Origin of the sequence: Limnohabitans sp. T6-20, from assembly GCF_003063505.1 — a bacterium.
Classification (GTDB): Bacteria; Pseudomonadota; Gammaproteobacteria; order Burkholderiales; family Burkholderiaceae_C; genus Limnohabitans_A.
On the sequence record NZ_NERW01000003.1, the window covers coordinates 661,806 to 686,019 of the forward strand.

Below are 24,214 nucleotides of genomic sequence, written 5' to 3' on the forward strand. Positions count from 1 at the left end.
AGGGGACTGATGGATGGGCTTATCTGAAAATTCGGCGTGCCAAAACTTGAGATAAGCCCGCTGCGCGGTGCAGCGCAACGGGCGAGCGCAAGCTCAGTCCACCAGCTCGTTCAAGGCTTTCTGGTAGCGGTTGGCGTGTGAACGCTCTGCCTTGGCCAGGGTCTCAAACCAGTCGGCCACTTCATCGAAGCCTTCTTCGCGGGCGGTTTTCGCCATGCCCGGGTACATGTCGGTGTACTCGTGGGTTTCGCCAGCCACAGCCGAAGCCAGGTTTTGACGGGTCGAGCCAATGGGCAAACCCGTAGCCGGGTCGCCAGATTGCTCCAGGAACTCCAGGTGGCCGTGGGCGTGACCGGTCTCACCTTCTGCGGTGGAACGGAACAGGGCGGCTACATCGTTCTGACCTTCAATGTCAGCCTTGTTCGCGAAGTACAAATAGCGACGGTTGGCCTGGGATTCGCCTGCAAAGGCGTCCTTCAGGCATTGCTCCGTGCGCGAGCCTTTGAGTGCTGCCATGGAAATCTCCTTGATCGGTTTTGAACATTGAATGCCCTGGCAGGATCGCCAGAGGCCGCCAGATTAACCCCAGACCGCTCGCTGCGCCAAATAGATTGATCAAATGGCATGGATTTATCTGGCCTATGAGGTCTGAAGCCAATTCCCCAACAGCGACGAACCGGTCAAGCGACAACCCCAACACGCCACAGACGGGCGAGTGCGTGCGCTTGCAAATGAATGCCCGGCCCACAGGTGCCCCGGGTGGGCTAGGTAAAATCACCCTTTTGGACCTTGATCGTCCTGCGCGGCATCTGCTGAGGTGCCGTTTTTCTTTTTAAGAAGCCCCCAGCCATGAGCAACGCGCCCGTCACTCCCGTGAACCAACCCGGCCTTGAGAGCCTGTCCAAATCGTTCGAGCCCGCCGCCCTGGAAGCCCATTGGGGCCCCGAGTGGGAAAAACGCGGCTATGGCGTGGCGGGTTTCCGTGGCACAGGCACACCCGTGGCAGAAGCCCCGGCGTTCTCCATTCAGCTGCCCCCGCCTAACGTGACGGGCACGTTGCACATGGGCCACGCCTTCAATCAGACCATCATGGACTCGTTGACGCGCTACCACCGCATGCTGGGCCACAACACCGCCTGGATTCCGGGCACAGACCACGCGGGCATTGCCACGCAAATCGTGGTGGAGCGCCAGCTGCAGGCCAAAGGCATCAGCCGCCACGACATGGGCCCGACACCTGCCGAGGCTCGCAAGAACTTTGTGAGCAAAGTGTGGGAGTGGAAAGAAGAGTCCGGCAGCACCATCACCAGCCAGATGCGCCGCATGGGCGACAGCGTGGACTGGAGCCGCGAATACTTCACGATGGACCCCAAGCTGTCCAAGACCGTGACCGAGACCTTTGTGCAGCTGTACGAGCAAGGCCTGATTTACCGTGGCAAGCGCCTGGTGAACTGGGACCCGGTGCTGATGAGCGCGGTGTCGGACCTCGAAGTCGAGAGCGAAGAAGAAGACGGCTCCATGTGGCACATCCGCTACGACTTGGCCGATGGCACTGGCAGCCTGACGGTGGCCACCACCCGGCCCGAAACCCTGCTGGGCGACGTGGCCGTGATGGTTCACCCCGAAGACGAGCGTTACAGCGCCCTGATTGGCAAACAGGTCAACCTGCCTTTGTGCGGCCGCACCATCCCCGTGATCGCGGACGACTACGTGGACAAAGCCTTCGGCACCGGCGTGGTCAAGGTCACGCCCGCGCACGACACCAACGACTATGCCGTAGGCCAGCGCCACAAGCTAGAAATGATCTGCGTGCTGAACCTGGACGCGACCATCAACAACAATGCACCCGAGAAATACCGAGGCCTCGACCGCTTCGTGGCCCGCAAGGCCGTGGTGGCGGATCTGGAAGCCGCAGGCGCGTTGGTTGAGGTGAAGAAACACAAACTCATGGTGCCCCGTTGCGCCCGCACCGGCCAAGTGATCGAGCCCATGCTGACCGACCAGTGGTTTGTGGCGATGAACCAAGTCGGCAAAGGCGATGCCACCGGCAAGAGCATCGCGCAAAAAGCCATCGATGCCGTGCAAACCGGTCAAGTGAGCTTCGTGCCCGAGAACTGGGTCAACACCTACAACCAGTGGATGAACAACATCCAGGACTGGTGCATCTCCCGCCAACTGTGGTGGGGCCACCAGATTCCGGCTTGGTACGACGAAGACGGCAAGGTGTATGTCGCCCGCAATGAGGCGGAAGCACAAGCCAAAGCCCCGGGCAAGACGCTCAAGCGCGACGAAGACGTGTTGGACACCTGGTACTCCAGCGCACTGGTGCCGTTCTCAACACTGGGTTGGAGCAGCGACACCAACAACGCAGCTGGCGGCAGTGGTGCCGCCGGATCGGGCGATTTGGCGAGCGAAGCGAGTATGAGCACGACCGGCGGTGCCACTGCCGCCAGCGGAACACAAGACTACGACCTGTATCTGCCCTCCTCTGTGCTGGTCACCGGCTACGACATCATCTTCTTCTGGGTCGCCCGGATGATCATGATGACCACGCACTTCACCGGCAAAGTGCCTTTCAAGCACGTCTACATCCACGGCCTGGTGCTCGATGCCCAGGGCAAGAAGATGAGCAAGTCCGAGGGCAACGTGCTCGACCCGGTCGATCTGATCGACGGCATCACGCTCGAACCCCTGCTTGAAAAACGCACCCAGGGCCTGCGCAAACCCGAGACCGCACCCAAGGTGCGCAAGCAGACCGAAAAAGAATTCCCCGAAGGCATTCCGGCCTACGGTGCCGACGCACTGCGCTTCACGTTTGCGGCGCTGGCCAGCCTGGGCCGCAGCATCAACTTTGACAGCAAGCGCTGCGAGGGCTACCGCAACTTCTGCAACAAGCTCTGGAACGCCACCCGCTTTGTGCTGATGAACTGCGAAGGCCAGGACTGCGGCCTCAAAGAACACACCAAAGCCGAATGCGCTGTGGGCGGCCCGGCCCACGGCTACCTGGCCTTCAGCCAGGCCGACCGCTGGATCAGCTCACACCTGCAACGCGTCGAAGCCGACGTGGCCAAAGGCTTCGCCGAATACCGCCTCGACAACGTCGCCAACACAATTTATGACTTCGTCTGGAACGAGTTCTGCGACTGGTACCTCGAAATCGCCAAGGTGCAGATCAACAACGGCACCGACGCGCAAAAACGCGCCACGCGCCGCACCCTGATCCGCACGCTTGAAACCATCATGCGCCTGGCGCACCCGATCATCCCCTTCATCACCGAAGAGCTCTGGCAAAAAGTGTCGGTGGTCGCCGGACGGCCAGGCGAGTCGGTCAGCATCGCGGCCTACCCCGTGAGCCAGCCCGAGCGCATTGACACCGCCGCCGAAGCCCATGTGGCCAAGCTCAAAACCCTGGTGGACGCCTGCCGCAACCTGCGTGGCGAGATGAACGTCTCGCCCGCCACCCGCATGCCCATGTACGTGCTGGGCGACACCGACTTCATGCAAAGTGTGGCCCCCGTGTTGCAGTCGCTGGCCAAGCTGAGTGAGGTCAAGGTTTTTGACACCGAAGCCGAATGGATCGCGGCCGCACAAGCGGCACCCGTGGCCGTGGTGGGCGAAGCACGCCTGTGCCTGTTCATCGAAGTGGATGCGGCCGCAGAAAAAATTCGCCTGACCAAGGAAGCCGCGCGCCTGGAAGGCGAAATCACCAAGGCCAACGCCAAACTCGGCAACGAAGCCTTTGTGGCCAAGGCCCCGCCAGCGGTGCTCGACGAAACCAAGAAACGCGTGGCCGACTTCGGTGCCACCCTCGACAAAATTCGCCAACAATTGCAACGACTGGGCTGAAGCCCTGCTTGGACAAGGAATCGACCATGAGCCACAACGTCATCCGCAAAGCCGTCTTCCCCGTCGCTGGTCTGGGCACGCGTTTTTTGCCTGCCACCAAAGCCGCGCCCAAAGAAATGCTGCCGGTGGTCGACAAGCCACTGATCCAGTACGCGGTAGAAGAGGCTTATGCGGCGGGTGTGCGCCACATGATCTTTGTGACGGGCCGCAGCAAGCGGGCCATCGAAGACCACTTCGACACCGCTTACGAGCTTGAAACCGAACTCGAAGCCGCGCACAAAGACGAATTGCTGGCCTTGGTGCGCTCAGTGCAGCCCGACGACATGGTCTGCGCCTATGTGCGCCAGAACCGCATGCTGGGCCTGGGCCACGCGGTGCTGTGCGCCGAGCCTTTGGTGGGCAATGAGCCTTTTGCGGTGCTGCTGGCCGATGACCTGATGGTCAACCAAGGCAGTTCTGTTTTGACCCAAATGGTCGATGCGTACACCAAGCAAGGCCGCTCGGTACTGGCGGTGCAAGAAGTGCCGCTCGACCAAGTCAAGCGCTATGGCATCGTGGCGGGTGAGTCAGCGGGTCTCCAATTGATTCGCGTCGAGCAGATCGTGGAAAAACCCAGCCCCGACAAAGCGCCCTCGCGCATGGGCGTGGCGGGCCGCTACATCCTGACGCCGGGCATTTTTGACGAAATCCGCAACCAGCCCACGGGCGTGGGCGGCGAGATCCAGTTGACCGATGCAATTGCACGCCTGATGCAACGTGAAGCGGTCTATGCCTTCCAGTACGAAGGCAAGCGCTACGACTGCGGCAGCAAAGAAGGCTTCCTGGAAGCCACGGTAGAGCTGGCTTTGCAGCACCCGCAAGTGGGTGCGTCGTTCCGCACATACCTCAAAGGTCTGAACCTCTGATCAGTGAGCAGTGCTGATCACTCCCGCTGTGGGAGCGAGCCCCTGCTCGCGAATGGGGTTAAAGCCATGGCCATCATTCGGCCGCAGGGGCGGCCTCCCACAGAAGATGTGGGAGTGACGTTTCTTCAACGCCGCTTGAGTGCAAACACAAACGCCGTGTCGGTTTTTTCCTGCAGCAGCAAATCATTGCCCGTCTGGCGGGCAAATGCTTCAAAGTCGCGCCAAGCCCCCGGGTCGGTGGCAATCACCTTGAGCACCTGGCCACTGACCATGTCGTTCAAGGCCTTCTTGGCTTTCAAGATGGGCAAGGGGCAGTTCAGGCCGCTGGTGTCAATTTCCTTGTCGATCTGCATCACGTTCCCTGATGGTTTTCTTGGCTTTGCGCGGCGCGCTCTTCCCAGCTCATGAACTTGGGCTCGATGCCGATGGTGCGCAACCAGTCGCCCAAGGCATAGCCGGTGCCCGCAGGCCAGCAAATCAGGTCCTTGAAATCGAACATCTTGTACTCGGCCAATTCAGGCGAGAGACGCACTTCGCCCTCGGCCACGGCGTGGTAAGCAATGATCACCTGGTTCATGCGCTGGAAGTCGTACACGCCAATCAACTTGAGCGCTGACACCTTCAGATTCGTTTCTTCGGCGATCTCGCGTCGAATACCGTCTTCGGGTGTTTCACCGGCTTCCATGAAGCCCGTGATCAACGCAAATCGACGCCCTGGCCAGGCGGCGTTGCGGGCCAGCAAGATCTGGTCGCCCACCTGCACAATGCCCGCCAGCACGGGTGTGGGGTTGTTCCAGTGGGTGAAGTCGCAGGCAGTGCAGCGCAGGCGCAGCACCTCACCGCCATCTTCCATCTGCGAAAGCCAGGCCAGGGGCGTGGCGCACTGCGGGCAAAAACGAAATTCAGCCATGGGGCATCCTGGGTTCAGGCGGGAAACACGCCTGTGGACAAGTAGCGATCACCGCGATCGCACACGATGAACACAATGGTGGCGTTTTGCACCGTTTTTGCAATCTCCTGCGCGACCCAGCAGGCACCTGCGGCAGAAATGCCTGCAAAAATGCCTTCGGTCCGGGCCATTTGGCGGCAAGTTTCTTCGGCATCGCTCTGGCTCACATAAACCAGTTCATCCACCTGGCTCGGATCGTAAATTTTGGGCAGGTACTCTTGCGGCCACTTGCGAATACCCGGAATGCGCGAACCTTCGCTGGGCTGCGCGCCGATGATGCGAACAGCCGGGTTCTTTTCTTTCAAAAAGCGCGACACCCCCGTGATGGTGCCGGTGGTGCCCATGGCGCTCACAAAGTGGGTGATGCGCCCGCCGGTCTGCTCCCAGATTTCAGGGCCGGTGGTTTCGTAATGGATGCGCGGGTTATCGGCATTGGCAAACTGGTCCAGGATGCGGCCCTTGCCTTGCGCCGCCATGTTGTCGGCCAGATCGCGGGCGTATTCCATGCCACCGCTCTTGGGCGTGAGGATCAGCTCGGCGCCAAATGCTTTCATGGTCTGGGCACGCTCGATGGACAAGTCCTCGGGCATGATCAAAATCATGCGGTAACCCTTGATGGCCGCCGCCATGGCCAGCGCAATGCCGGTGTTGCCTGAGGTGGCCTCGATCAAGGTGTCGCCGGGCTTGATCTCACCGCGCTCTTCGGCCCGGCGGATCATCGACAAAGCGGGGCGATCCTTCACGGAACCGGCAGGGTTATTGCCCTCCAGTTTGCCCAAAATCACGTTGTTGCGCGCCTTCGCGTCGGTAGCCCCCAAACGCTGCAAAGCCACCAAGGGGGTTTTGCCGATGGCATCTTCAATGGTTGGATAAATCATGGGCGTACTTTGCCATAACTTGGGCATTGCGTTCGTCAACACACCGACGCTTGACGCCGACTTTTTTATCGTTGCGCCACTGGGTGCCCGGATGAGGCATTCAGCTTGAAATGCTTCGGCAAGAAAGGTGTTTATGAAGATCAAACAGACATGCTTGGCCATTTTGTTTCTGTCCGCCACCTTGGCACAGGCCCAGTGGTACGGTGAAATTGGCGTGACCCCCTTGTCCGTCAAGGGCTCGGTGGATGGCAACACGCTCAAATCCAAACCCACCATGGCGGGGGTGGTTCTGGGGTACGAATTTCATCCCAATTTTGCGCTGGAGGGCATGGCAGGCACCAATCTGGACGCTGACCCGATCAAACTCAACGGTGTTGAAGTTCCTGGGACAAGCCTGAAAGTGCAACGTGCTTATGGTTTTTTCATCAAACCCAAGGCCATGCTAACCCCTGAGCTGGAACTGTTTGGGCGCTTGGGTTGGATTGAGAACAAGACCACCGGCCAAGTGAACAGCTATTCCCTCACCGACACGGACAATGATTTTGCGTACGGCTTGGGCTTGAACTACCACTTCAACAAAACCACCTATGGCTCGCTGAGCTATACGAACTTTTATGACAAACAAGGAACCAAGACCCAAGGGGCGACGCTCGCTGTGGGCATGAAATTCTGATTTTTGTCTTGAGCAGTCCGTGACTGCGCGAAAATGTGCCATAATTTGCGTCTTCACAAATACCGCCCGGGTGGTGAAATTGGTAGACTCAGGGGACTCAAAATCCCCCGCCGCAAGGCGTGCCGGTTCGAGTCCGGCCCCGGGCACCACGAAAACCCTATTAAAATCAATAGGTTACAAAAGCCAGCTACATGCTGGCTTTTTTGTTTTCAGCTGAACTCCAACATTCTTCCAACACAACTACAAAAGCACCCAGCAAGTCTTCCGAGCTTTAAGTCAATGCTTAGACAAGGATGCCAATTGTTTTTCAGGGCGCGGAGCATAGCCCCTGGACAGCAAGCACCTCAGCACGCGGCATGGAGCCCACCGCTCCCCTGCATTCGGGGGGATGAACCCCCTCACCCCTTCGGGGCGGCTTCGCCGTGCTACAGGGGCCCCGTGCGGATGGTCTTGATGAGCACCAGTTTCTTCGCACTGCAGATACAAACAGGAAAACGCTTAGGGTGTTAGACGGTCTAACACCCTCGACAACGAACGCAGCTTTTTCGTAAGCTATTTAAATAGAGTTCAGTCAGTGAACTCCTGCAACGACCTTTGCAGACAGCAACAAAACCAAATCCGTGGACTGTTCATCATCTCTGTTGGATACGTTGAAACCGAACAGAGAAGAACGAGAAGAAACACCGCGTGAGCCCGTCAAGCCGCCGATGACAGCGACTTCACCATCCGCTAACACAAGCGAGGTTTTAACTTGTCGCTTAGACAATGTGGGTGAACCGTTCACGCCGCTTTCCGTCTTACTAAAACTAGAAACCTGAGCATCAACGGTGGTTGAAACCATGGCGGAATCCTTTTCAGTGATTGCCACAGGCTGGACGTTGAGAAGCACACCAGAAGGCCGGTACACGACTTGACTGGTCACCTGCCCGGTGTTGTCGCGAGACTGACCGGACAGGGTAGGCACTTCGTCGCCAATGGCGATATTGAAAAGAGAACCAGACGCGACACGACCGGAAGGGCTGGCCACCTGCTTAAAGCGGCCATCACTTCGGAGAATATCAAGCAATGCCGTGAAGTTCGCGCCCTTGATCGTGATCGTGGACGTGTCAGCAGTCGCGCCGAGGTTCAAACCAAGTGAGCCGCCGAGCACGTTTGCAACCAATCCGAAACCGTAGCCATCACGCTTAGAGCCGGTCACTTCGATAAACGTCGCGGACACATCCACAAGCGTGGGCTTGATATCAAGCTGTGAAGCCAGTTCAGAAATGACTTCAAGGTGTTGCGAATGAGTAAGAACCACAACGGCAGCAGCCGGGTGACAAGTGTTCAAAAAAACACGATTGACCGATTCACAAAGAACTGTAGGCGTTGACCTAGTTGGCATAAAAACTTTAAACGAAGGTGGCAAGGGTTCAACAGGCTTAGCAGGTTCAAGAGAATCACGCGCAGAGGTAACACGCGAAGGAAGAGGGCTATCCAACAAAGAAAAAGAAGCGCGTGAGTTATCAAGGGAAACAGGCGCAGGAAGGGCAACAGAAGAGCTAGCGAGCGTTGATTTAATGCCAACGTAGGTAACACCATCACGGACAACAGCAATAAGACCCTGATCCGCAAGAAAGCCCGTAACAAAAGACCCAATCATTTCAGGCTCAAGTGACACGTTGAGCGTCACAGGACGATTAAGAGATAAAACGTCAGGACTAAGAACAAAACTCTTTTGCAAAATCTTGCCGTATAGAGTGCCCAAAAACGATTGAACACTTGCTTTATCAAAAGTCAGTTGCAAAGGTGCAGCAGCAAACGCAAACAGCGGACAACAAATAGCAAGCGCGAGAAGTATTTTTTTCATGTCAAAAACCTTTCAAATAAACCCAAGATTCACCGTGTTTGAACCGACGACCTTTAGCGTCCTTCACAAATGCTGATTCATGCACTTTGTCAGAGGTGCCATCCGATAAAGAAACAAGCCAATCAGAACCAAATCGAACAGTGCCAATCACTGACAAAGTTGAAATGGTTACAGGCTCAGCAGCAGCTTGAGGGGCAGCAGCAAAGAAGCCAGGAATGAATGCCCAAAAGACAGCACCAAGAGCAAAAGCCCCAGCATTGGTGAACGCATATTTGTAAATTTCTTTCACTTTAGTCACCCATGTTTTAGAGGGAACAAAGTCCCAAGGAAGCAACGACGAAAAGGTTCCGTGCGGATAGTCAGTCTCGAAAATTTGCTTGGTGTTGTAGGCTGAATGCAATTCATAGCCCTTGAAATACCACCGTTCAGCAACAACGGCACCAGCGCCATAACCGACACGGGCAGTCACCAAGTGAAGACGCGGCAGATAGCCCAAGCGATCATGAATAACTGAGAGCATCCAACCAACATAAGGAATGCGAACTTTGTCCAGGCGAAGACAGCGACATTGATACTCAATGAGAGCTTCACGGACTTGCTTATCAATCATGTTGGCATCTTGGACAATGAAGTAAACGTCCCATCCATGCTTACGTGCATGAATGAACCAATCAAGCAAAGCAGCCCTATCTTTGTCTTGAAAGGAACGTGAATTCAGCCAAGTTCCAAGTTCATCAAGAAGCAAAATTCCATTGCGATCTTCTTCATACGAATCAGGGTTTCCATTGCCAATTGCATCAAGATCAAAGGCAGTTGGCTTGTCAGGAATACGAACATAAGAAGAGCGCCTGAACGGTGTCAGATGCTCCATTTTCAAATCGACATTTCCAGCAACTTTGCGGCCAGCGTATAGAGCCTGCTGGGCCATCCAAACGCAAAATTTTGTCTTGCCCGTGCCTAACTTTCCCTCAACAGAATAGTTAGCCATATCAGTCCTTGAAAACAATCATTGACAGCTTCGAGGTGTACCGCATAGCAGCGACACAACCCCAAAAAATCACCAACGAAGCCAAGACGGTGCCAGCAACTGGAGGAAACAAAAGACCAATGACATTGCCAACAACCTGACCAGAACCAGAGGGGCTGCTAAGCAAGCCAGAAAACCAAGGCGCAATCATGTTGCTGAACGTCACAACACAGCCAACATACAAAGCCCCAAGCCATGCGACAAAAAGCAAGCGCCGTGCAATCGCAGAAGTGTGAATAGCGAGAACAAACGCAGTCCACTTGCCTGCAATCAATGCGATTAATTGACCAAGAGCACCCATGATGAAAGTCCTTTAAGCGGTTGCCATAACATTGCGCCAGAAGAGGCCGATAGAGCCAAAGAGCCCACCGAGAACCCATACAACGGACATGATTCCGTGGAAGGTTGGCTGGAATTGGCAAACGTCCACGCTATCAAGAACTGGAGCAAAAGCAGGCACTGAAATAACGCTACAAGTAGTGGGAAGTGCAAACGTCCAATTTATGAGAGGGAAAGCAGGCCACAAACCGGCCTTGTCTGGGTCATTGACGCGTGAATCAAGAGGCCTGAATGTGTCTGCAATGGCCGATGAAGGATTCGCCAAACCTTCAACCGTTGAAGGCACACCAGCCGAATCAACGGCTACGCTACAAGGTGGTAAAGGTGCAACACCGCAGATCCACGCAAACGAGCCAGAACCTGTAGAAGTTCCAGTTCCAGTTCCAGTTCCAGTTCCAGTTCCAGTTCCAGTGCCAGTGCCTGGAGCGGTATAAGGGAAAGATGCAGGGTTGATGGTGTCACCAGCCAAGGGCTTGGCCATATCAGCAACAGTAGGGACAGAAGCCGTATTAGCAGCACGCCAAGCCTCAACGTCAGCAGCAGTAATGGCGCGAGCTTGAGTCCAGCTGGCAGCGGCACTATCAGCAGCAGCAGCAGCTTTCCAAAGGGCATTAGCAGCAGCGGCCAATGCGTCATTTGAAGCTGGTTTATCAGCAGCAGAAGCCGGGATGTCAGAGACAGCAGCAGCAACAGATTTAGCAGAAGGCGTATAGGGCACAGACTGACCAAAAACAGTGTTTGCAACACCATTTGAAGTGCAAACGCCGTTCACAATGCCAGTACCAGCAGCGCAATCTTTATTAGAAATTGACCGTGTAATTGTCTTCGTGGCAGTCGTATTGTTCAAGTAAAGTTCAGGAATGGAATAGATATATGTCGCGTCAACTTGACTGGCGTTAACCTGATTGAATGTCGGTTGACCATAAGTAGCACGTGGGTACGTCTGCATGGTCTTATTCCAGCCGTAAGCCAAGGCCTCTTGATAGCTGCCCCAGCAGCCATCAAAGGCAGTCCAACAGTAACCACCAACCGTAGTGCCATTAGAATAAATCGGAGCTGTTGCCGCATTCATGCCAGTGCCCGAAGCAGTCACAGTGCCAGAAGAACCAAAAGCAAAATTGATACTCTTGTCATAGGCCCATTCAAGGGTTTGACGACAGCCGGTTTCCCACATAGCAGCACAGGTAACAACACCAGTAGCAATGCCACCAGCGACCATGCACAACGCCGAGCCGGGACCAGTTGCACCGCAAGCAGTACCAAGGGCAGCGACACGCCCCCCCATGCTTGCCAATGTGCGAGAAATAGCCGCTGATTCACCTAGATAACCAAGCTTGCCGCCGACAAGGGAGCCAAGTGCAGAATTCGCCACGCCGTTAAAACTGGTCACAGTTATGGCGTAGCTATGAATTGGCGCCCAAATGTACAGAACAAGAACCATAAGACCAGAAATAAGACGACGAGTAGAAGACATAAAAACTCCAAAAAAAACCCCCGAGGTTTCCCCCGAGGGTTTAAAACATCAAGAAGCTTTAGGCAGCTTTTTGACGTACTTCACGGCCACCATGAACACCACAGCAACAGCAGCCAAGCCAACCAACGCACCAGCGTAGCTTGTGACCTTAGTGGTCACAGTTGCCAAAGCGGTGTCGAAGGGGTCCGCAGTTTGAGCGAACGCCACAGCAGGCAGAAGAGCAGCAGCCGAGACGGCAGCACCGATGCGGGCGACTTGACCACGCAGAACAGCGAAACGACGATTCATGTCGAACTCCTGAAAACAGGTGAAAGCGCACCCGCCAACGCATCGAGCGATTGCCCGAATTCATGCCACGTTCTTGATGTACCTGACCCATGCAACGGATTTACCGATGCCATAGCCAAGCGCCCACAAGCCCGCGTAAATGCCAACGATGTAAGCAACCATCGCAGCACTGATGTAAGAAGTCATGTTCAACATAGGTCAACCGATCTTGTTGCCAGCGTTAACACCCATGAAGAAAATCGCCACTCCGAGAATCACAAAAATGGCTTGAAAGAGATGACTGACGTTGTTGAAGTCCATTTGTTTTCCCCTGAGTAATCGCGACAAATGAGCAAATCAAAATTGCCCCTAAAGTCATGTAAACACGCACAGAAAGGTCATTAAATTTGTAGGCTTTGAGCCCCAAGAAAAGTAAAGCCCACCAGAAAAAAGCTTCAAAACTTGTCATTGATCAAGCCTTACGTCCAAGCTGGCCGATGGTGCAGATGCCACAGCAGGAAGAACGTTCAGCACCACACCACGAACACGGCTCAGGATTTCCGTTACTGGTAACAGAAATAGCCTTGCGCTGACGATGTTCACGGGTTCGTTGTGCACCTGTCTTTGCATTGACCTTTCGTGGTCTGCCAGGCTTGTTGCCAAGCAAATCGCGGGTGTAGTAATCAGCTTCAGATTTCATTGAATAAACTCTTCGCAAGTCATGGGTTGATAGAGCTGAATCAGAGAGGCTTGGCCGTCGAAATGGTCCACAGCGGCATGAACGGCGGCTTCGCGGGTTTCGAAAGGGACGGCATGCGCTAACAAATGCACCATGACAATGCCGCCCTCACCATCAGGCGCAAGAAATGCACCGTCATCTAGTGACTGGACATACCAGCACGGGCGGCAGTCCATATCAGACCCCTTTACCGGGCTTAGTGATTTCCACCGGGCGCAGACTAACAATCTGGGTCTTTTGGGTCTTGCCGTTGGTGACGATTTCAAGCTCTGCGTCACACTCAATGGGAAAAGGCAGATGCTTGAACTTGTGATACTCGTCGCTGGTGCCGAAGTTGTATTCAACAGTGGCAAAGCCTTTACCCATGCCTTTGGAATCGTCCAAATCGGTCTGGACATAAATCTTGGTGCTGTCATAAGCCTGACCGCTTTCAAGCTGGCCTTTGCTGCCTTTGATGCCCTGAACGGTGATGCGTGAAGTGAATTTCATGGTTCGATTTCCTTTGGATTTCCGGCAGTTACGAAGGCATCAGCCCGGCCGGTTCGGGCGATGTGTGGATGAAACGTTTACAAGCCCGCTGAACACCTGACTTAATGGACTCAGAACTAAGTCCTTTCAGTGAGCGAGGTTTGTCGCGGTGAGCATGTTCAACAGCCATACGCGTGAGCCAATCAAATCCGGCTGTCATGCTGATATGAACCAAAGAGGGAGCAACAGTCTTTTCAAACCATTGCAAGGTACGCTCTACAGAAGCTTCTGCGACCTTCAAACCTGTGGGAATGGCCTGGGGTTCCACGTTCTCCAATATGCGCGCACAGAAGCCATACGCACCCGCAAAGAATGATGCTGGGCGAATCAACGCTTCCAAGGGAATGACACGGTTGTGATTGCGAAGCTCGACTTCTGCGCGCCACCATGGGTCATCCATCAATTTGAACTGGTGGCCCTTGTCGTAGCCGCGAAACAACTTGCCGGATTCACGTTTGCCGACATAGAACGTGGTGGCAAAGCCCTTCTTGCTGCCCGCGTCATCGAACGATGGTTTGCGGCCCCTGTAGCTGAATTCGTCGTTTTGGTAGGCGTCGTAAGCCGCTTGAAACCCGTATTCACCTTTGAAGAAGTCGCGGGCGAGGTCGATACGGGTTATGGTGGCTTGCAGCGGTGTGAAGAACTCATGCGCCCGGCTTTCCCACCCCGGTTTAGCGCTGGTGCAGCCATAGCCCTTGAGCGTGAAGCAGAAGGTGCCGCGTTGCATGACACCACCGCCACTGACGGAGCCAACTTCTATGCCGTCTTCGTTGACAACGGTGAACGTGTGATCGTAAAAGTCACGTCCTGGACGAACCTCGCCGGGTTCAAACCCAAGCAAACAAGCCCAATGGACAGCGAGGTCATAAACGATTTCAGCATCGGTCTGAAGACCATCGACGATCAAATCGCCCTTGCTGGGAATGCTCGACTTGAACAGGGCATCACGAACCACTGAGCAACGGAAATAGTCAACCACCACGCCAGCATCAGCACTTGTTGAACGTTCGACCGACAGGAGCTTTACCTTTCGACCCTCAAGAACCATTTTTTCTTCGGACTGGTACTTGCTCATGCTGCGCCCCCGTTTATCCCCGTGTTACTCAGGGGGGGTATAGATTGCGCCTTGCGGTTGTGGGTTGGCAGGGGCTGCGCCCGGCCCGACTTCGTCGTGTCGGGCGCAGCCCCTGCCAACCCACCCAAGTCAATACCGCCGGCGATCCACACACGCATATCAACCAAAGAACGCTTGCCCATCTGAAAGCAAGGTACCCGACCATCGCGAATCCAACGTTCGAGCGTGTCATCAGTAACGCCTACAAGCTCAGCAAAACGCTGCCGAGTGACGAAAGGGGTGAACTGTATTAACATTTTGGTAACATGCTTAAAGGTGTTATCGTTATGGTAGTTATCGTTTTAGATAACGTCAATAACCGTCAGGCGGAAAGATGTAACAAAATGAAACATAAAGAATTATTTTCACAATTTAAGGCTTTGTACGAGTTAGCAAGTGACGCTGAAGCGGCCTATGTACTAGGCGTGCAAAAAACAGCACTGTCGGCATACATCAATGAGAAAAAACCGATTCCAGTACCGCTGAAGTTCAGGCTGCTTGAGCACGTCCACTTCTCACCTGAAATCAGAAAAGTTGCGGCAGCATTTCTGAACGAGGATGAGCACGTAGTGCAACTGACCCAAGACCTAGACAGGCTCGAAGAGTTAAGACGACGCCAAGCAGGAATGGCTGTCAACTTCGCAGATCAAAAATGGATTGAGCGGGTATCAAGCCTCCAGGCAAAACATGGCCTAACGGATTCGCAAACCGCCCAGTACCTAGAAATGAAGGAAAGCGACCTGGCAGGAATCAAAGCGGGGAAGCGCGAACTAGGCCTAGATCAAAAGGCTCTCCTACTTGGACTTCTCGCAGTCAAGGACATCGTTCACAAAGAAACGCTGAAACGAAAACTCAACAAACGCATTGAGAAAAGCTGATGGCAATCAGCAAACGCAAAGACGGAAAATGGCTTGTGAACATCAAGCCAGGTGGTCGAGTAGGCAAGCAAATCAAGCGCGTGTTCAATACGGAGCGAGAAGCGAAACAGTTCGTCATTTGGGCTAACGGACAAGCACTTCAAGATCCCGACTGGGCTCCGATAAAAAAGGACACTAGAAGGCTTTCAAAGCTAATCGAACGTTGGTTTGAACTGCATGGATGCAAGTTACGTGACGGGAAAAAGCGCTTGGGCAAACTAAAAATGATGTGCCTAAGCCTAGGCGACCCAATCGCCAGTCAGTTCAAGGCATTTCACTTTTCAGAGTACAGAGCACAACGCTTGAAAGATGGCATCTCAGACAACACAGTAAATCATGAGCATGCACACCTTAGAAGCGTATTCAACGAACTACGAAGGCTTGGGGAATGGAACGAAGAAAACCCGCTTGAATCGGTCAAAGCGCTAAAGCTTCAAGAGCAAGAGATGGGAGAGCTGAACTCAGAACAAATACAAATCTTGATGAACTCATTAGACAGTGCTGAAAACAAGCACGTGAAGCTGATTGCAACAGTTTGTCTAAGCACAGGAGCACGATGGGGAGAAGCGGAAAGCCTCAACGTTAGCCAAGTAAAGGATGGTTTGATTTTGTTTGCCAACGAAACAAAATCGCGTAAAGCAAGAGGAATCCCAATTAGTGAAGAACTTGAAAAAGCACTAAAAGCGCACCACAAGAAGCATGGTGAAGGAGCAAAGCTCTTCGGACCTGCTTACAGCGCTTTTAGAAGAGCATTAGAACGCGCAGCAATACCAATGAAGCAAGGTCAAGCTTCGCATGTGCTTCGACATACTTTCGCTTCAGAATTTATGAGGCGAGGAGGGAACATACTTGTGCTGCAAAGAGCTCTGGGTCATCAAAGCCTTGCAATGACCATGCGTTACGCTCACATGGCGCCCGACCACCTAATTGAAGTAAGAACACTAAACCCGATGGCTGAAAGGTAGAAATCAAAACGTCTTGACCAACTTGCACACTGACCCGCAAAACGGTTTTATGGGTCAAAGTGCAAAACGGTTTTGCACATACATCCCAACAACGGCCAACTTTCAATTGGCACAACCCCGATCAAGAAGAAATAGTGAAAAGGTACAGTACCACACACCCTGCGGTACTGTACCGCTGGGTGGTAAAAGCTGGACTCTTAGCATGACTCAAAAAAGTCCAACATTCTTCCAACAGCAAAGACATTCAATGACTTTCAATGACGGCTAAATCATTGATATGACACACAATGACGTTCTAGGACGGCCATTTATAGGGACTCAAAATCCCCCGCCGCAAGGCGTGCCGGTTCGAGTCCGGCCCCGGGCACCAGACAAAAAGCCGCAAGCTCCAACGAACTTGCGGCTTTTTTCTTGGCCGATGCGTTCATTCAAAGCCAATATCAATCGATGCTCGCACTCCAGCGGTCATCCCAAGTCTTTTCAATTTGACGGCGATCACGCTTGGTCGGTCGGCCTTGCTCAATGCTGAGGGCAGGTTCACGGGCCAGGCGGTTCATCTCGGCGGCTTTTTGGCGCAGCGCCATGCTTTCGGCGGTTTCTTCGTAAAGCAACTGCGCTGCAGGTGCCGGGCCACGCACACCACTCGCCCCTTTGACCGTCACCGTGCGTTGCACAGCGCCTTGGCGCAGGCGCACCGTGTCGCCCGCTTTGACTTCGCGTGAGGCCTTGGCGTCTTGCCCATTGACCTGAACACGGTTTTTGCCGATTTCATCGCTGGCGATGCTGCGGGTTTTGAAAAACCGTGCGGCCCAAAGCCATTTGTCGATGCGTTGGGCGTTCATGGCGCGTTCAGTATCATGTTTCAAATCAATCGACCTTGAAGGCTCAGGCCATCGCGCACATGCGGGTAACGCAATTGGATTTTCAATTCACGTTTCATGCGTGTGTTGTCCAGACGCCGGGACTCGTTCATGAAGCTCAACAGCATCAAGGGCAAGGCTGTGCTGGCATCGCTGCGCGAAATTCGGGGGGGCTTGGGCAAGCCGTACAAGCCGGCGGCCAAATCAAAATAATCACCCATCTTCAGGTCGGTGTCGTCCGTGACGTTGATCACCCGCTGCGGCTTGCCGCGCCACAAAGCGGCGGCACAAGCCCGCGCCAGATCGTTGGCGTGGATGTGGTTGGTGTAAACATCCTCTTTGGCCAGCAGCACAGGCGTGCCTTTGAGCAAGCGGTCACGGGGCGTGCCGCCTTCGCGGTCTGGTGCGTAAATGCCGGGGATGCGCAACACGCTCACCCGCACGCCACTGCGCCCCAAAAAACGCATCAGCGCTTCGGCATCCACCCGGCGCTGCGCGCGTGGGGTATGCGGGTGCACAGGACGCGTTTCGTTCACCCGCTGCCCAGCGCAATCGCCATACACCCCCGTGGTGGAGCCATACACCAGTGCTTGGGGCGGCGTGCGCAAGCGCAAAGCACGCACCAAGGCCAGGCTGCGCGGATCCCGTTCGGACTCGCCCCGGCGGTCGCTCGGCGGTGGGGCCAAGTGGATGACTCGGTGAGCGATGCCTGCCAGACGCTTCAAACTGACTGCATCGTCCAGATTGCCCAGCAAGGGGGTGATGCCACAGGCGCGCAGCAAACGCACACGTTCGGGCGAAGAAGTCAACGCCAACAAGCGCACCCGCTGGTTTTGGGGTGCCCCCAACTGGCCCGCCGTGCGCAGGCCCACATCGCCGCAACCCACGATCAAGACACGCTGTCGGCGAAAGCGGGCGGGCAGCGCGCCCAAAGGGGTTTGGTTTGAGGGCAAAATCAGGGGTTCCGGGTCAAATGCAACCCCTCAAGGATACCCAAAAGATGAGCTTTCAAATTTCCGTGCAGCCCAGTGGCCGCAGCTTCACCGCCGATGACAACGAAACCCTGCTGGCCGCTGGCATCCGCCAGGGCATCGGCCTGCCCTACGGCTGCAAGGACGGCGCTTGCGGTTCGTGCAAATGCAAAAAAATCTCGGGCACCGTGGTGCATGGCCCGCACCAAGCCAAAGCCCTGAGCGACGAGGAAGAAGCCCAAGGCCTGGTGCTGACCTGCTGCGCCACCGCCCAAAGCGATGTGGTGCTCGAATCCAAACAAGTCACCGCAGAAGGCGGCCTGCCCGTCAAAAAGATGCCGGTGCGCGTGGTCAGCCTGGAGAAAAAATCGCACGACGTGATCGTGTTGAAACTGCAACTGCCCGCCAACGACGTGATGAAGTTCCACGCCGGTCAGTACATCGAATTTTTGCTGCGCGATGGTTCACGCCGCAGCTACAGCATGGCCAACGCGCCGCACACCTTGGAGGTGGCACCGCCGACAGTGGAGCTGCACATCCGCCACATGCCCGGTGGCAAGTTCACCGACCCGGTGTTCACCACCATGAAGGAAAAAGACATCCTGCGTGCCGAAGGCCCGTATGGCAGCTTTTACCTGCGTGAAGACAGCGACAAACCCATCGTGCTGCTGGCCTCGGGTACGGGTTTTGCGCCCATCAAGGCGCTGATCGAACACATGCAGCACCGCGGCATCACACGTCCGGCCACGCTGTACTGGGGTGGTCGCCGTCCGGCTGACCTGTACATGGCCGACTGGGTGGAGGCCCGCTTGGCCGAGATGCCCAACCTGAAATATGTGCCCGTGATCTCCAACGCCGAAGCCGAAGACAACTGGACTGGCCGCGCAGGCTTTGTGCACCAGGCCGTGTTGCAGGACTTCCCTGACTTGTCGGGTCACCAGGTTTATGCCTGCGGCGCGCCCATCGTGGTGGATTCGGCCAAGCGCGACTACGTGGCGCAAGGCGATTTGCCCGAAGATGAGTTCTACGCCGACTCGTTCACGTCTGAGGCCGACAAGGCCAAGGCCTGATTAGGCGCATTGGGGCCCCCAAGGATTCTTTGTGGGAGGCTGCCCCTGCAGCCGAATGGGCGCACCCGCCACCGCAAGCATTCGCGAGCAGGGGCTTGCTCCCACAAACGCTCAACGCCTGCCCTTCTTTCATCAGGAGCCTATCTCATGACTTTGATCACCCGCCGCCAGTTTGCTGCCGCCTCACTCGCGCTCAGCGCCCCCGCATGGGCGCAAGGCAAGCCGATCCGCATCATCGTGCCTTATGCACCTGGCGGCCCGATCGATGTCACGGCACGTGCCTTGGCCGAGCGCGTGAAAGACAGCTTGGGCACCGTCATCATTGAAAACCGCCCTGGTGCTGGAGGCAACTTGGGTGCTGACTTGGTGGCTAAGGCCGCACCCGATGGCTTGACGATCGGCATCGCGGCCACAGCCACGCACGCCATCAACCCTTGGCTGTTTGCCAAGATGCCCTACGACGCCAGCCGCGACTTTGCGCCCATCACACAAATGCTGCGCGTGCCCAATGTGTTGGTCATGAATGCCGAAACCGCACAGCGCCTGAAGATCAACACCCTAGCCGATTTGGTGGCGTATGCCAAAGCCAACCCCGCCAAGCTCAACTTTGGCTCCGGCGGCAACGGCAGTGCGGGTCATTTGGCAGGTGAGATGTTCAAACGCGCCGCAGGCATTTTTGCCGTGCACATCCCCTACAGCGGCGGCAACCCGGCCCAGCTGGCCTTGTTGTCGGGGCAGGTCGACTTCAACTTTGACAACCTGGCCACGGCAGCGGCCAACATCAAAGCGGGCCGGCTCAAGGCCCTGGCCGTGACCACCGCACAGCGCAGCAACGCCCTGCCCGACATCCCCAGCATGAGCGAGACCCTGAAAGACTTTTCGATCGACACCTGGTGGGGTCTGGTGGCCCCTGCGGCCACACCACGCGATGTGGTGGACCGCCTGAACAAGGCTTTTGTCGCCGCGCTGCAAACCCCCGAAACCAAAACACGCTTTGCCCAACTGATGGCCGAACCCGTGGGCAACACGCCTGAGCAGTTTGGGGCCTTCATGAAAAAGGAACTGACACGCTACGAAAGCGTGGTCAAGGCCAGCGGCGCTCGGGTGGACTGAAGCCAAACCGCTTCGCGTTGAAGCAAAAAAACAGCCCGGCAGTGCCGGGCTGTTTTTTTTGGGGGTGCTGCAAGCGCAACACGTGAAGGATCACTCGCCCAAATAGGCTGCACGCACCTTGGGGTCCTCGAGCATGTCTTTGCCCACACCGGTCATGGTGATGAGGCCGGAGTCCATCACATAACCGCGGTCGGCAATGGCCAGCGCACGGCTGGCGTTTTGCTCCACCAGCAACACGGTGACGCCTTGGGCGTATACATCGCGCACCACTTCGAAGATCTTGTCGACCATGATGGGCGACAAACCCATGGAGGGCTCGTCAAGCAACAAGACCTTGGGGCGGCTCATCAGGGCGCGGCCCATGGCCAGCATCTGCTGCTCACCACCGGACATGGTGCCTGCCAGCTGGTCCTTGCGCTCACGCAGGCGAGGGAAGATGGTGAACATCTTCTCGATGTCATCGGCAATGCCTGCGGCGTCCGAACGGATGTACGCGCCCATTTGCAGGTTTTCGGTGATGGTCATGCGGGTGAACACACCGCGACCTTCCGGCACCATGGCCAGCCCTTGCTTGACAAGGTCCCAAGGGCCTTGGCCCTGAATGCTTTGGCCCATGTACTCGATGTCGCCAGCTTGCAAAGGCAAGGTGCCGGTGATGGCTTTCATGGTGGTGGTTTTGCCCGCACCGTTGGAGCCGATCAGCGAGACCAGTTCGCCTTCGCGCACTTCCAGGCTGACGCCCTTGACCGCCTGAATGCCGCCGTAGCCGACTTGCAGGTCTTTGACTTTCAAAAGGATGTCGGCCATCTCAGTGTCCTCCCGTGCCCAGATAGGCTTCAATCACTTTTTCATTCTTCTGCACATCGGCAGGCGTGCCTTCGGCAATCTGCTTGCCGTAGTCGAGCACGGTGACACGGTCACACAAGCCCATGACCAGCTTCACATCGTGTTCGATCAACAAGATGGTGCGGTTGTCCTTGCGGATCTGGTCGATCAGTTCGCGCAGCTGCACCTTTTCGGTCGCGTTCATGCCAGCGGCAGGCTCGTCCAGTGCAATCAGTTGGGGGTCGGTGGCCAATGCACGGGCAATCTCGAGGCGACGCTGGTCGCCATAAGACAAGGTACGCGCCTTGTAGTCGGCGTATTTGCCAATGCCCACATAGTCAAGCAACTCTTGTGCACGCAGGGCAATCGCGGCCTCTTCGGCCTTGAAGCCAGGCGTGCGGAAAATCGCGCCCAGCAAGCCCGAGTGGGTACGCACATGGCGGCCCACCATCACGTTTTCGAGGGCCGTCATTTCGGCAAACAAACGGATGTTCTGGAAAGTGCGGGCAATGCCCGCCTTGGCCACTTCGTGCACGGCTGTAGGCTGGTAAGGCTTGCCTGCCAGCTCAAAGGTGCCGCTGTCGGGCGTGTACAGGCCGGTGATCACGTTGAAGAACGTGGTCTTGCCTGCGCCGTTGGGACCGATCAGGCCATAGACCTGTCCACGTTGAATGGTCATACCCACATCGGTGAGGGCTTGCAGACCGCCAAATCGCTTGGAGATACCCGAGACGTTCAGAACGGTGTCTTTGTTGGCTGTTGGATTCATGTTCTGCTCCTTCATTTCGTCTTGAGCGATTTGCCGTGCTCAGGCGAAGGCCACAGCCCGCGAGGACGCATCAACATGATCACAATCATGGCCAAAGCCACCAACAACTGGCGCATGATGGAGGCATCCAAACGGCCTCCGGTGATTTCTTGCAGTGGCCCGGCCACATAACGCAACACCTCAGGCAAGGCGGACAACAAAATGGCGCCCAAAATCACGCCAGGCAAATAGCCCAAGCCCCCCAAAACCACCATGGCAATGATCATCACCGACTCCATCAAGCTGAAGGACTCGGGCGAGATGAAGCCCTGGAAACCGGCAAACATCGCACCCGACACGCCACCAAAAGTAGCGCCCATGCCAAAAGCCAGCAGCTTCAGGTTGCGGGTGTTCAGGCCCATGGCTTTGGCAGCGATTTCGTCTTCACGGATCGCCATCCAGGCGCGACCGATGCGGGAAATCTCCAGGCGGTGGGAAATCAAAATCGTCACCAGCACCAAACTCAGGAACAGGTAGTAATAAAGCGAGACCGAGGCGATTTCGAAGTCGCCGATCATCAGCTTCTTGCCCAGGTTCAGGCCAAAGATCGAAATCGGATCGATTTGGTCCAGACCTTTGGGGCCGTTGGTGATGTTGACGGGGTGGTCCAGGTTGTTCATGAACACACGGATGATTTCGCCAAAACCCAAGGTCACGATGGCCAGGTAGTCACCACGCAGCTTGAGCGTGGGCGCACCCAGCAACATGCCAAACAAACCTGCAAGACCCGCGCCCACAGGCACGATGAGCCAGATTGGCATGTGCATGCCCGCAGGGAATGCGGCAGCGATCCACTCAAAGGTGTTGGTCAGGTGCGGCGACGACAGCAGGCCGTACATATAGGCCCCCACCGCAAAAAAGGCCACATAGCCGAGGTCGAGCAAACCGGCGTAGCCCACCACGATGTTCAGGCCAATGGCCAACAAGATGTAAAGCAAGGCCATGTCAGCAATACGCACCCAGGCGTTGCCAAAAATTTGCAAAATCAAAGGCAAGGCAATCAGGGCCACACCGATCAGCAGAAATTGAAGTGTTTTGTTGTTTTTCATGTTCGCCTCCATCAAGCGCGGTCGGCCACGCGCTCACCCATCAGGCCCGAGGGGCGCAGGGTCAACACAATGATCAACACAATGAACGCAAAAATGTCGGTGTAGTGGCTGCCCAGCACACCGCCCGTGATGTGGCCAATGTAGCCCGAGGCAATGGCTTCGATCAGGCCCAGCAAGATGCCGCCAATGACCGCACCGGACAGATTGCCAATGCCGCCAAACACCGCTGCGGTGAAGGCCTTCAGACCCGGCAAAAAGCCCATGGCGTGCTGTGCTGTACCGTAGTTGGACGCGTACATCACGCCAGCAATGGCCGCCAAAATGGCACCGATCACGAAGGTGGCCGAAATCACCATGTCGGGCTTCACGCCCATCAAACCCGCCACGCGCGGGTTCTCGGCCGTGGCACGCATGGCGCGGCCCAGGCGGGTGTAATTGACCAGCCACATCAGCACGGCCAATGAGACAGCGGTAACGCCCAAAATCATGATCTGCGTCGGCGTGATCACCACGCCACCCATGTTGATGGGGGTGCTCGACAGCAAAGTGGGATACGCCTTGTAGTTCGGCTTCCAGATGATCATGGCCAGGGTCTGTAGCAAGATGCTCATGCCGATGGCGGTGATCAGGGGAGCCAATTTGGGGCTGTTGCGCAAGGGTCGATAGGCGATCTTTTCGATCGAGAAGTTCAAGACCACGGCCACCACACACGCAATCAAGGTGGCCAGGATCAGGATGACCCATCCTGGTGCACCGGGCATGGCGTCACGCATCATGCCAATGGCAGTCCAGCTCGTCAGAGCTCCCACCATCAGCACTTCACCGTGTGCAAAGTTGATCAAGTTGATGATGCCGTACACCATGGTGTAGCCCAAGGCCACCAAAGCGTACATGCTGCCCATGACCAGGCCGTTGATGACCTGCTGGAAGAAGACGTCCATATATTTCTCCGTGTGTTGACCTGTTGTTAACGGGTCGCGCGTCGGTTGTTGTTATCAAATCAAGAGTCACTTTTTGGGTGAACCCTGACAACTAGCAAAAACCCCGC

Annotated in this window: 27 protein-coding genes and 1 tRNA gene; 8 read left to right on the forward strand and 20 right to left on the reverse strand. The window is 55.8% G+C overall.

Going from position 1 to position 24,214, the window contains the following annotated elements; genetic code table 11:
- Positions 1–93 precede the first annotated feature (93 nt).
- Positions 94–516 carry a rubrerythrin family protein gene (locus B9Z33_RS13845; protein WP_019431318.1) on the reverse strand — a complete coding sequence of 141 codons (423 nt, stop codon included), beginning with the start codon at positions 514–516 and terminating at the stop codon, positions 94–96.
- Between the two features lie 333 nt (positions 517–849).
- On the opposite strand from B9Z33_RS13845, the gene B9Z33_RS13850 reads away from it, so the two are divergent.
- Positions 850–3,846, forward strand: a complete 2,997-nt coding sequence (locus B9Z33_RS13850) for a valine--tRNA ligase (protein WP_108287590.1) — start codon at positions 850–852, stop codon at positions 3,844–3,846.
- A 26-nt stretch (positions 3,847–3,872) separates the two neighbouring features.
- Entirely contained in the window at positions 3,873–4,751 is an 879-nt protein-coding gene (gene galU / locus B9Z33_RS13855; RefSeq protein WP_108287899.1) for a UTP--glucose-1-phosphate uridylyltransferase GalU, read from the forward strand.
- A 125-nt stretch (positions 4,752–4,876) separates the two neighbouring features.
- Here galU and B9Z33_RS13860 read toward each other — a convergent pair whose 3' ends face one another.
- Genes B9Z33_RS13860 through cysM form a run of 3 tightly spaced genes read right to left on the reverse strand, consistent with a single transcriptional unit; the run spans position 4,877 to position 6,578 of the window.
- Positions 4,877–5,104, reverse strand: a complete 228-nt coding sequence (locus tag B9Z33_RS13860) for a sulfurtransferase TusA family protein (protein WP_199220357.1) — start codon at positions 5,102–5,104, stop codon at positions 4,877–4,879.
- The gene (locus B9Z33_RS13865; RefSeq protein ID WP_108287592.1) at positions 5,104–5,661 is read right to left on the reverse strand and encodes an NUDIX domain-containing protein; all 558 of its coding nucleotides are present in this window, start codon (positions 5,659–5,661) and stop codon (positions 5,104–5,106) included. Before B9Z33_RS13865 ends, B9Z33_RS13860 begins: the two co-directional genes overlap by 1 nt.
- A 14-nt stretch (positions 5,662–5,675) precedes the next feature.
- On the reverse strand, positions 5,676–6,578 hold the full coding sequence (gene cysM / locus B9Z33_RS13870) for a cysteine synthase CysM (protein ID WP_108287900.1): 903 nt from the start codon (positions 6,576–6,578) through the stop codon (positions 5,676–5,678).
- Positions 6,579–6,711: 133 nt separating this feature from the next.
- Between cysM and B9Z33_RS13875 the strand changes: the two genes are divergently transcribed.
- Positions 6,712–7,251, forward strand: a complete 540-nt coding sequence (locus B9Z33_RS13875; protein ID WP_108287593.1) for an outer membrane beta-barrel protein — start codon at positions 6,712–6,714, stop codon at positions 7,249–7,251.
- A gap of 64 nt (positions 7,252–7,315) precedes the next feature.
- Positions 7,316–7,400: transfer RNA gene (locus B9Z33_RS13880), tRNA-Leu, on the forward strand.
- Positions 7,401–7,822: 422 nt separating this feature from the next.
- Here B9Z33_RS13880 and B9Z33_RS13885 read toward each other — a convergent pair.
- The 10 genes from B9Z33_RS13885 to B9Z33_RS13920 all read right to left on the reverse strand — a co-directional run bounded on the left by B9Z33_RS13885 (position 7,823) and on the right by B9Z33_RS13920 (position 14,549).
- A complete protein-coding gene (locus tag B9Z33_RS13885; protein WP_108287594.1) occupies positions 7,823–9,100 on the reverse strand; it encodes a type II secretion system protein GspD in 1,278 nt (425 codons plus the stop codon).
- A gap of 1 nt (position 9,101) precedes the next feature.
- Positions 9,102–10,088 (reverse strand): zonular occludens toxin domain-containing protein, encoded by a 987-nt coding sequence (locus B9Z33_RS13890; RefSeq protein ID WP_108287595.1) that lies wholly within the window; start codon positions 10,086–10,088, stop codon positions 9,102–9,104.
- Between the two features lies 1 nt (position 10,089).
- Positions 10,090–10,428, reverse strand: coding sequence for a hypothetical protein (locus B9Z33_RS13895; protein ID WP_108287596.1), 339 nt, complete (start codon positions 10,426–10,428; stop codon positions 10,090–10,092).
- Between the two features lie 12 nt (positions 10,429–10,440).
- Positions 10,441–11,940 (reverse strand): hypothetical protein, encoded by a 1,500-nt coding sequence (locus B9Z33_RS15480; protein ID WP_146183870.1) that lies wholly within the window; start codon positions 11,938–11,940, stop codon positions 10,441–10,443.
- 48 nt (positions 11,941–11,988) lie between these two features.
- On the reverse strand, positions 11,989–12,228 hold the full coding sequence (locus tag B9Z33_RS13905; RefSeq protein ID WP_108287598.1) for a hypothetical protein: 240 nt from the start codon (positions 12,226–12,228) through the stop codon (positions 11,989–11,991).
- 60 nt (positions 12,229–12,288) lie between these two features.
- A complete protein-coding gene (locus B9Z33_RS15795) occupies positions 12,289–12,414 on the reverse strand; it encodes a hypothetical protein (protein ID WP_255418216.1) in 126 nt (41 codons plus the stop codon).
- A gap of 265 nt (positions 12,415–12,679) precedes the next feature.
- A complete protein-coding gene (locus tag B9Z33_RS15485; protein ID WP_146183871.1) occupies positions 12,680–12,907 on the reverse strand; it encodes a hypothetical protein in 228 nt (75 codons plus the stop codon).
- Complete coding sequence (locus tag B9Z33_RS13910) at positions 12,904–13,122, reverse strand: hypothetical protein (protein WP_108287599.1); 219 nt, start codon at positions 13,120–13,122, stop codon at positions 12,904–12,906. The genes B9Z33_RS15485 and B9Z33_RS13910 overlap by 4 nt, the downstream gene beginning before the upstream one ends.
- A gap of 1 nt (position 13,123) precedes the next feature.
- The gene (locus tag B9Z33_RS13915) at positions 13,124–13,435 is read right to left on the reverse strand and encodes a hypothetical protein (protein ID WP_108287600.1); all 312 of its coding nucleotides are present in this window, start codon (positions 13,433–13,435) and stop codon (positions 13,124–13,126) included.
- Between the two features lie 28 nt (positions 13,436–13,463).
- Positions 13,464–14,549: a replication initiation factor domain-containing protein gene (locus tag B9Z33_RS13920; RefSeq protein ID WP_108287601.1), complete on the reverse strand. Its 1,086-nt coding sequence runs from the start codon at positions 14,547–14,549 to the stop codon at positions 13,464–13,466.
- A 326-nt stretch (positions 14,550–14,875) separates the two neighbouring features.
- On the opposite strand from B9Z33_RS13920, the gene B9Z33_RS13930 reads away from it, so the two are divergent.
- Together B9Z33_RS13930 and B9Z33_RS13935 are read left to right on the forward strand one after the other, a co-directional pair.
- On the forward strand, positions 14,876–15,466 hold the full coding sequence (locus B9Z33_RS13930) for a hypothetical protein (RefSeq protein WP_158270224.1): 591 nt from the start codon (positions 14,876–14,878) through the stop codon (positions 15,464–15,466).
- A complete protein-coding gene (locus B9Z33_RS13935) occupies positions 15,466–16,470 on the forward strand; it encodes a tyrosine-type recombinase/integrase (protein WP_108287604.1) in 1,005 nt (334 codons plus the stop codon). The genes B9Z33_RS13930 and B9Z33_RS13935 overlap by 1 nt, the downstream gene beginning before the upstream one ends.
- Positions 16,471–16,910: 440 nt before the next feature.
- Here B9Z33_RS13935 and B9Z33_RS13940 read toward each other — a convergent pair whose 3' ends face one another.
- Together B9Z33_RS13940 and B9Z33_RS13945 are read right to left on the reverse strand one after the other, a co-directional pair.
- Positions 16,911–17,312 (reverse strand): RNA-binding S4 domain-containing protein, encoded by a 402-nt coding sequence (locus B9Z33_RS13940; protein ID WP_108287605.1) that lies wholly within the window; start codon positions 17,310–17,312, stop codon positions 16,911–16,913.
- 20 nt (positions 17,313–17,332) lie between these two features.
- A complete protein-coding gene (locus tag B9Z33_RS13945; RefSeq protein ID WP_108287606.1) occupies positions 17,333–18,283 on the reverse strand; it encodes an SDR family oxidoreductase in 951 nt (316 codons plus the stop codon).
- A gap of 47 nt (positions 18,284–18,330) precedes the next feature.
- On the opposite strand from B9Z33_RS13945, the gene B9Z33_RS13950 reads away from it, so the two are divergent.
- Both B9Z33_RS13950 and B9Z33_RS13955 read left to right on the forward strand, forming a co-directional pair.
- Complete coding sequence (locus tag B9Z33_RS13950; protein WP_108287901.1) at positions 18,331–19,371, forward strand: CDP-6-deoxy-delta-3,4-glucoseen reductase; 1,041 nt, start codon at positions 18,331–18,333, stop codon at positions 19,369–19,371.
- 147 nt (positions 19,372–19,518) lie between these two features.
- Entirely contained in the window at positions 19,519–20,484 is a 966-nt protein-coding gene (locus B9Z33_RS13955; RefSeq protein ID WP_108287607.1) for a tripartite tricarboxylate transporter substrate binding protein, read from the forward strand.
- A gap of 90 nt (positions 20,485–20,574) precedes the next feature.
- Here B9Z33_RS13955 and B9Z33_RS13960 read toward each other — a convergent pair whose 3' ends face one another.
- The 4 genes from B9Z33_RS13960 to B9Z33_RS13975 are packed head-to-tail and all read right to left on the reverse strand — an operon-like array spanning position 20,575 to position 24,107.
- Positions 20,575–21,291, reverse strand: a complete 717-nt coding sequence (locus tag B9Z33_RS13960) for an ABC transporter ATP-binding protein (RefSeq protein WP_108287608.1) — start codon at positions 21,289–21,291, stop codon at positions 20,575–20,577.
- A gap of 1 nt (position 21,292) precedes the next feature.
- Positions 21,293–22,078, reverse strand: a complete 786-nt coding sequence (locus B9Z33_RS13965; RefSeq protein ID WP_233252839.1) for an ABC transporter ATP-binding protein — start codon at positions 22,076–22,078, stop codon at positions 21,293–21,295.
- 11 nt (positions 22,079–22,089) lie between these two features.
- The gene (locus B9Z33_RS13970) at positions 22,090–23,166 is read right to left on the reverse strand and encodes an ABC transporter ATP-binding protein (RefSeq protein ID WP_108287610.1); all 1,077 of its coding nucleotides are present in this window, start codon (positions 23,164–23,166) and stop codon (positions 22,090–22,092) included.
- 11 nt (positions 23,167–23,177) lie between these two features.
- Positions 23,178–24,107, reverse strand: coding sequence for a branched-chain amino acid ABC transporter permease (locus B9Z33_RS13975; protein WP_108287611.1), 930 nt, complete (start codon positions 24,105–24,107; stop codon positions 23,178–23,180).
- Positions 24,108–24,214: the final 107 nt, after the last annotated feature.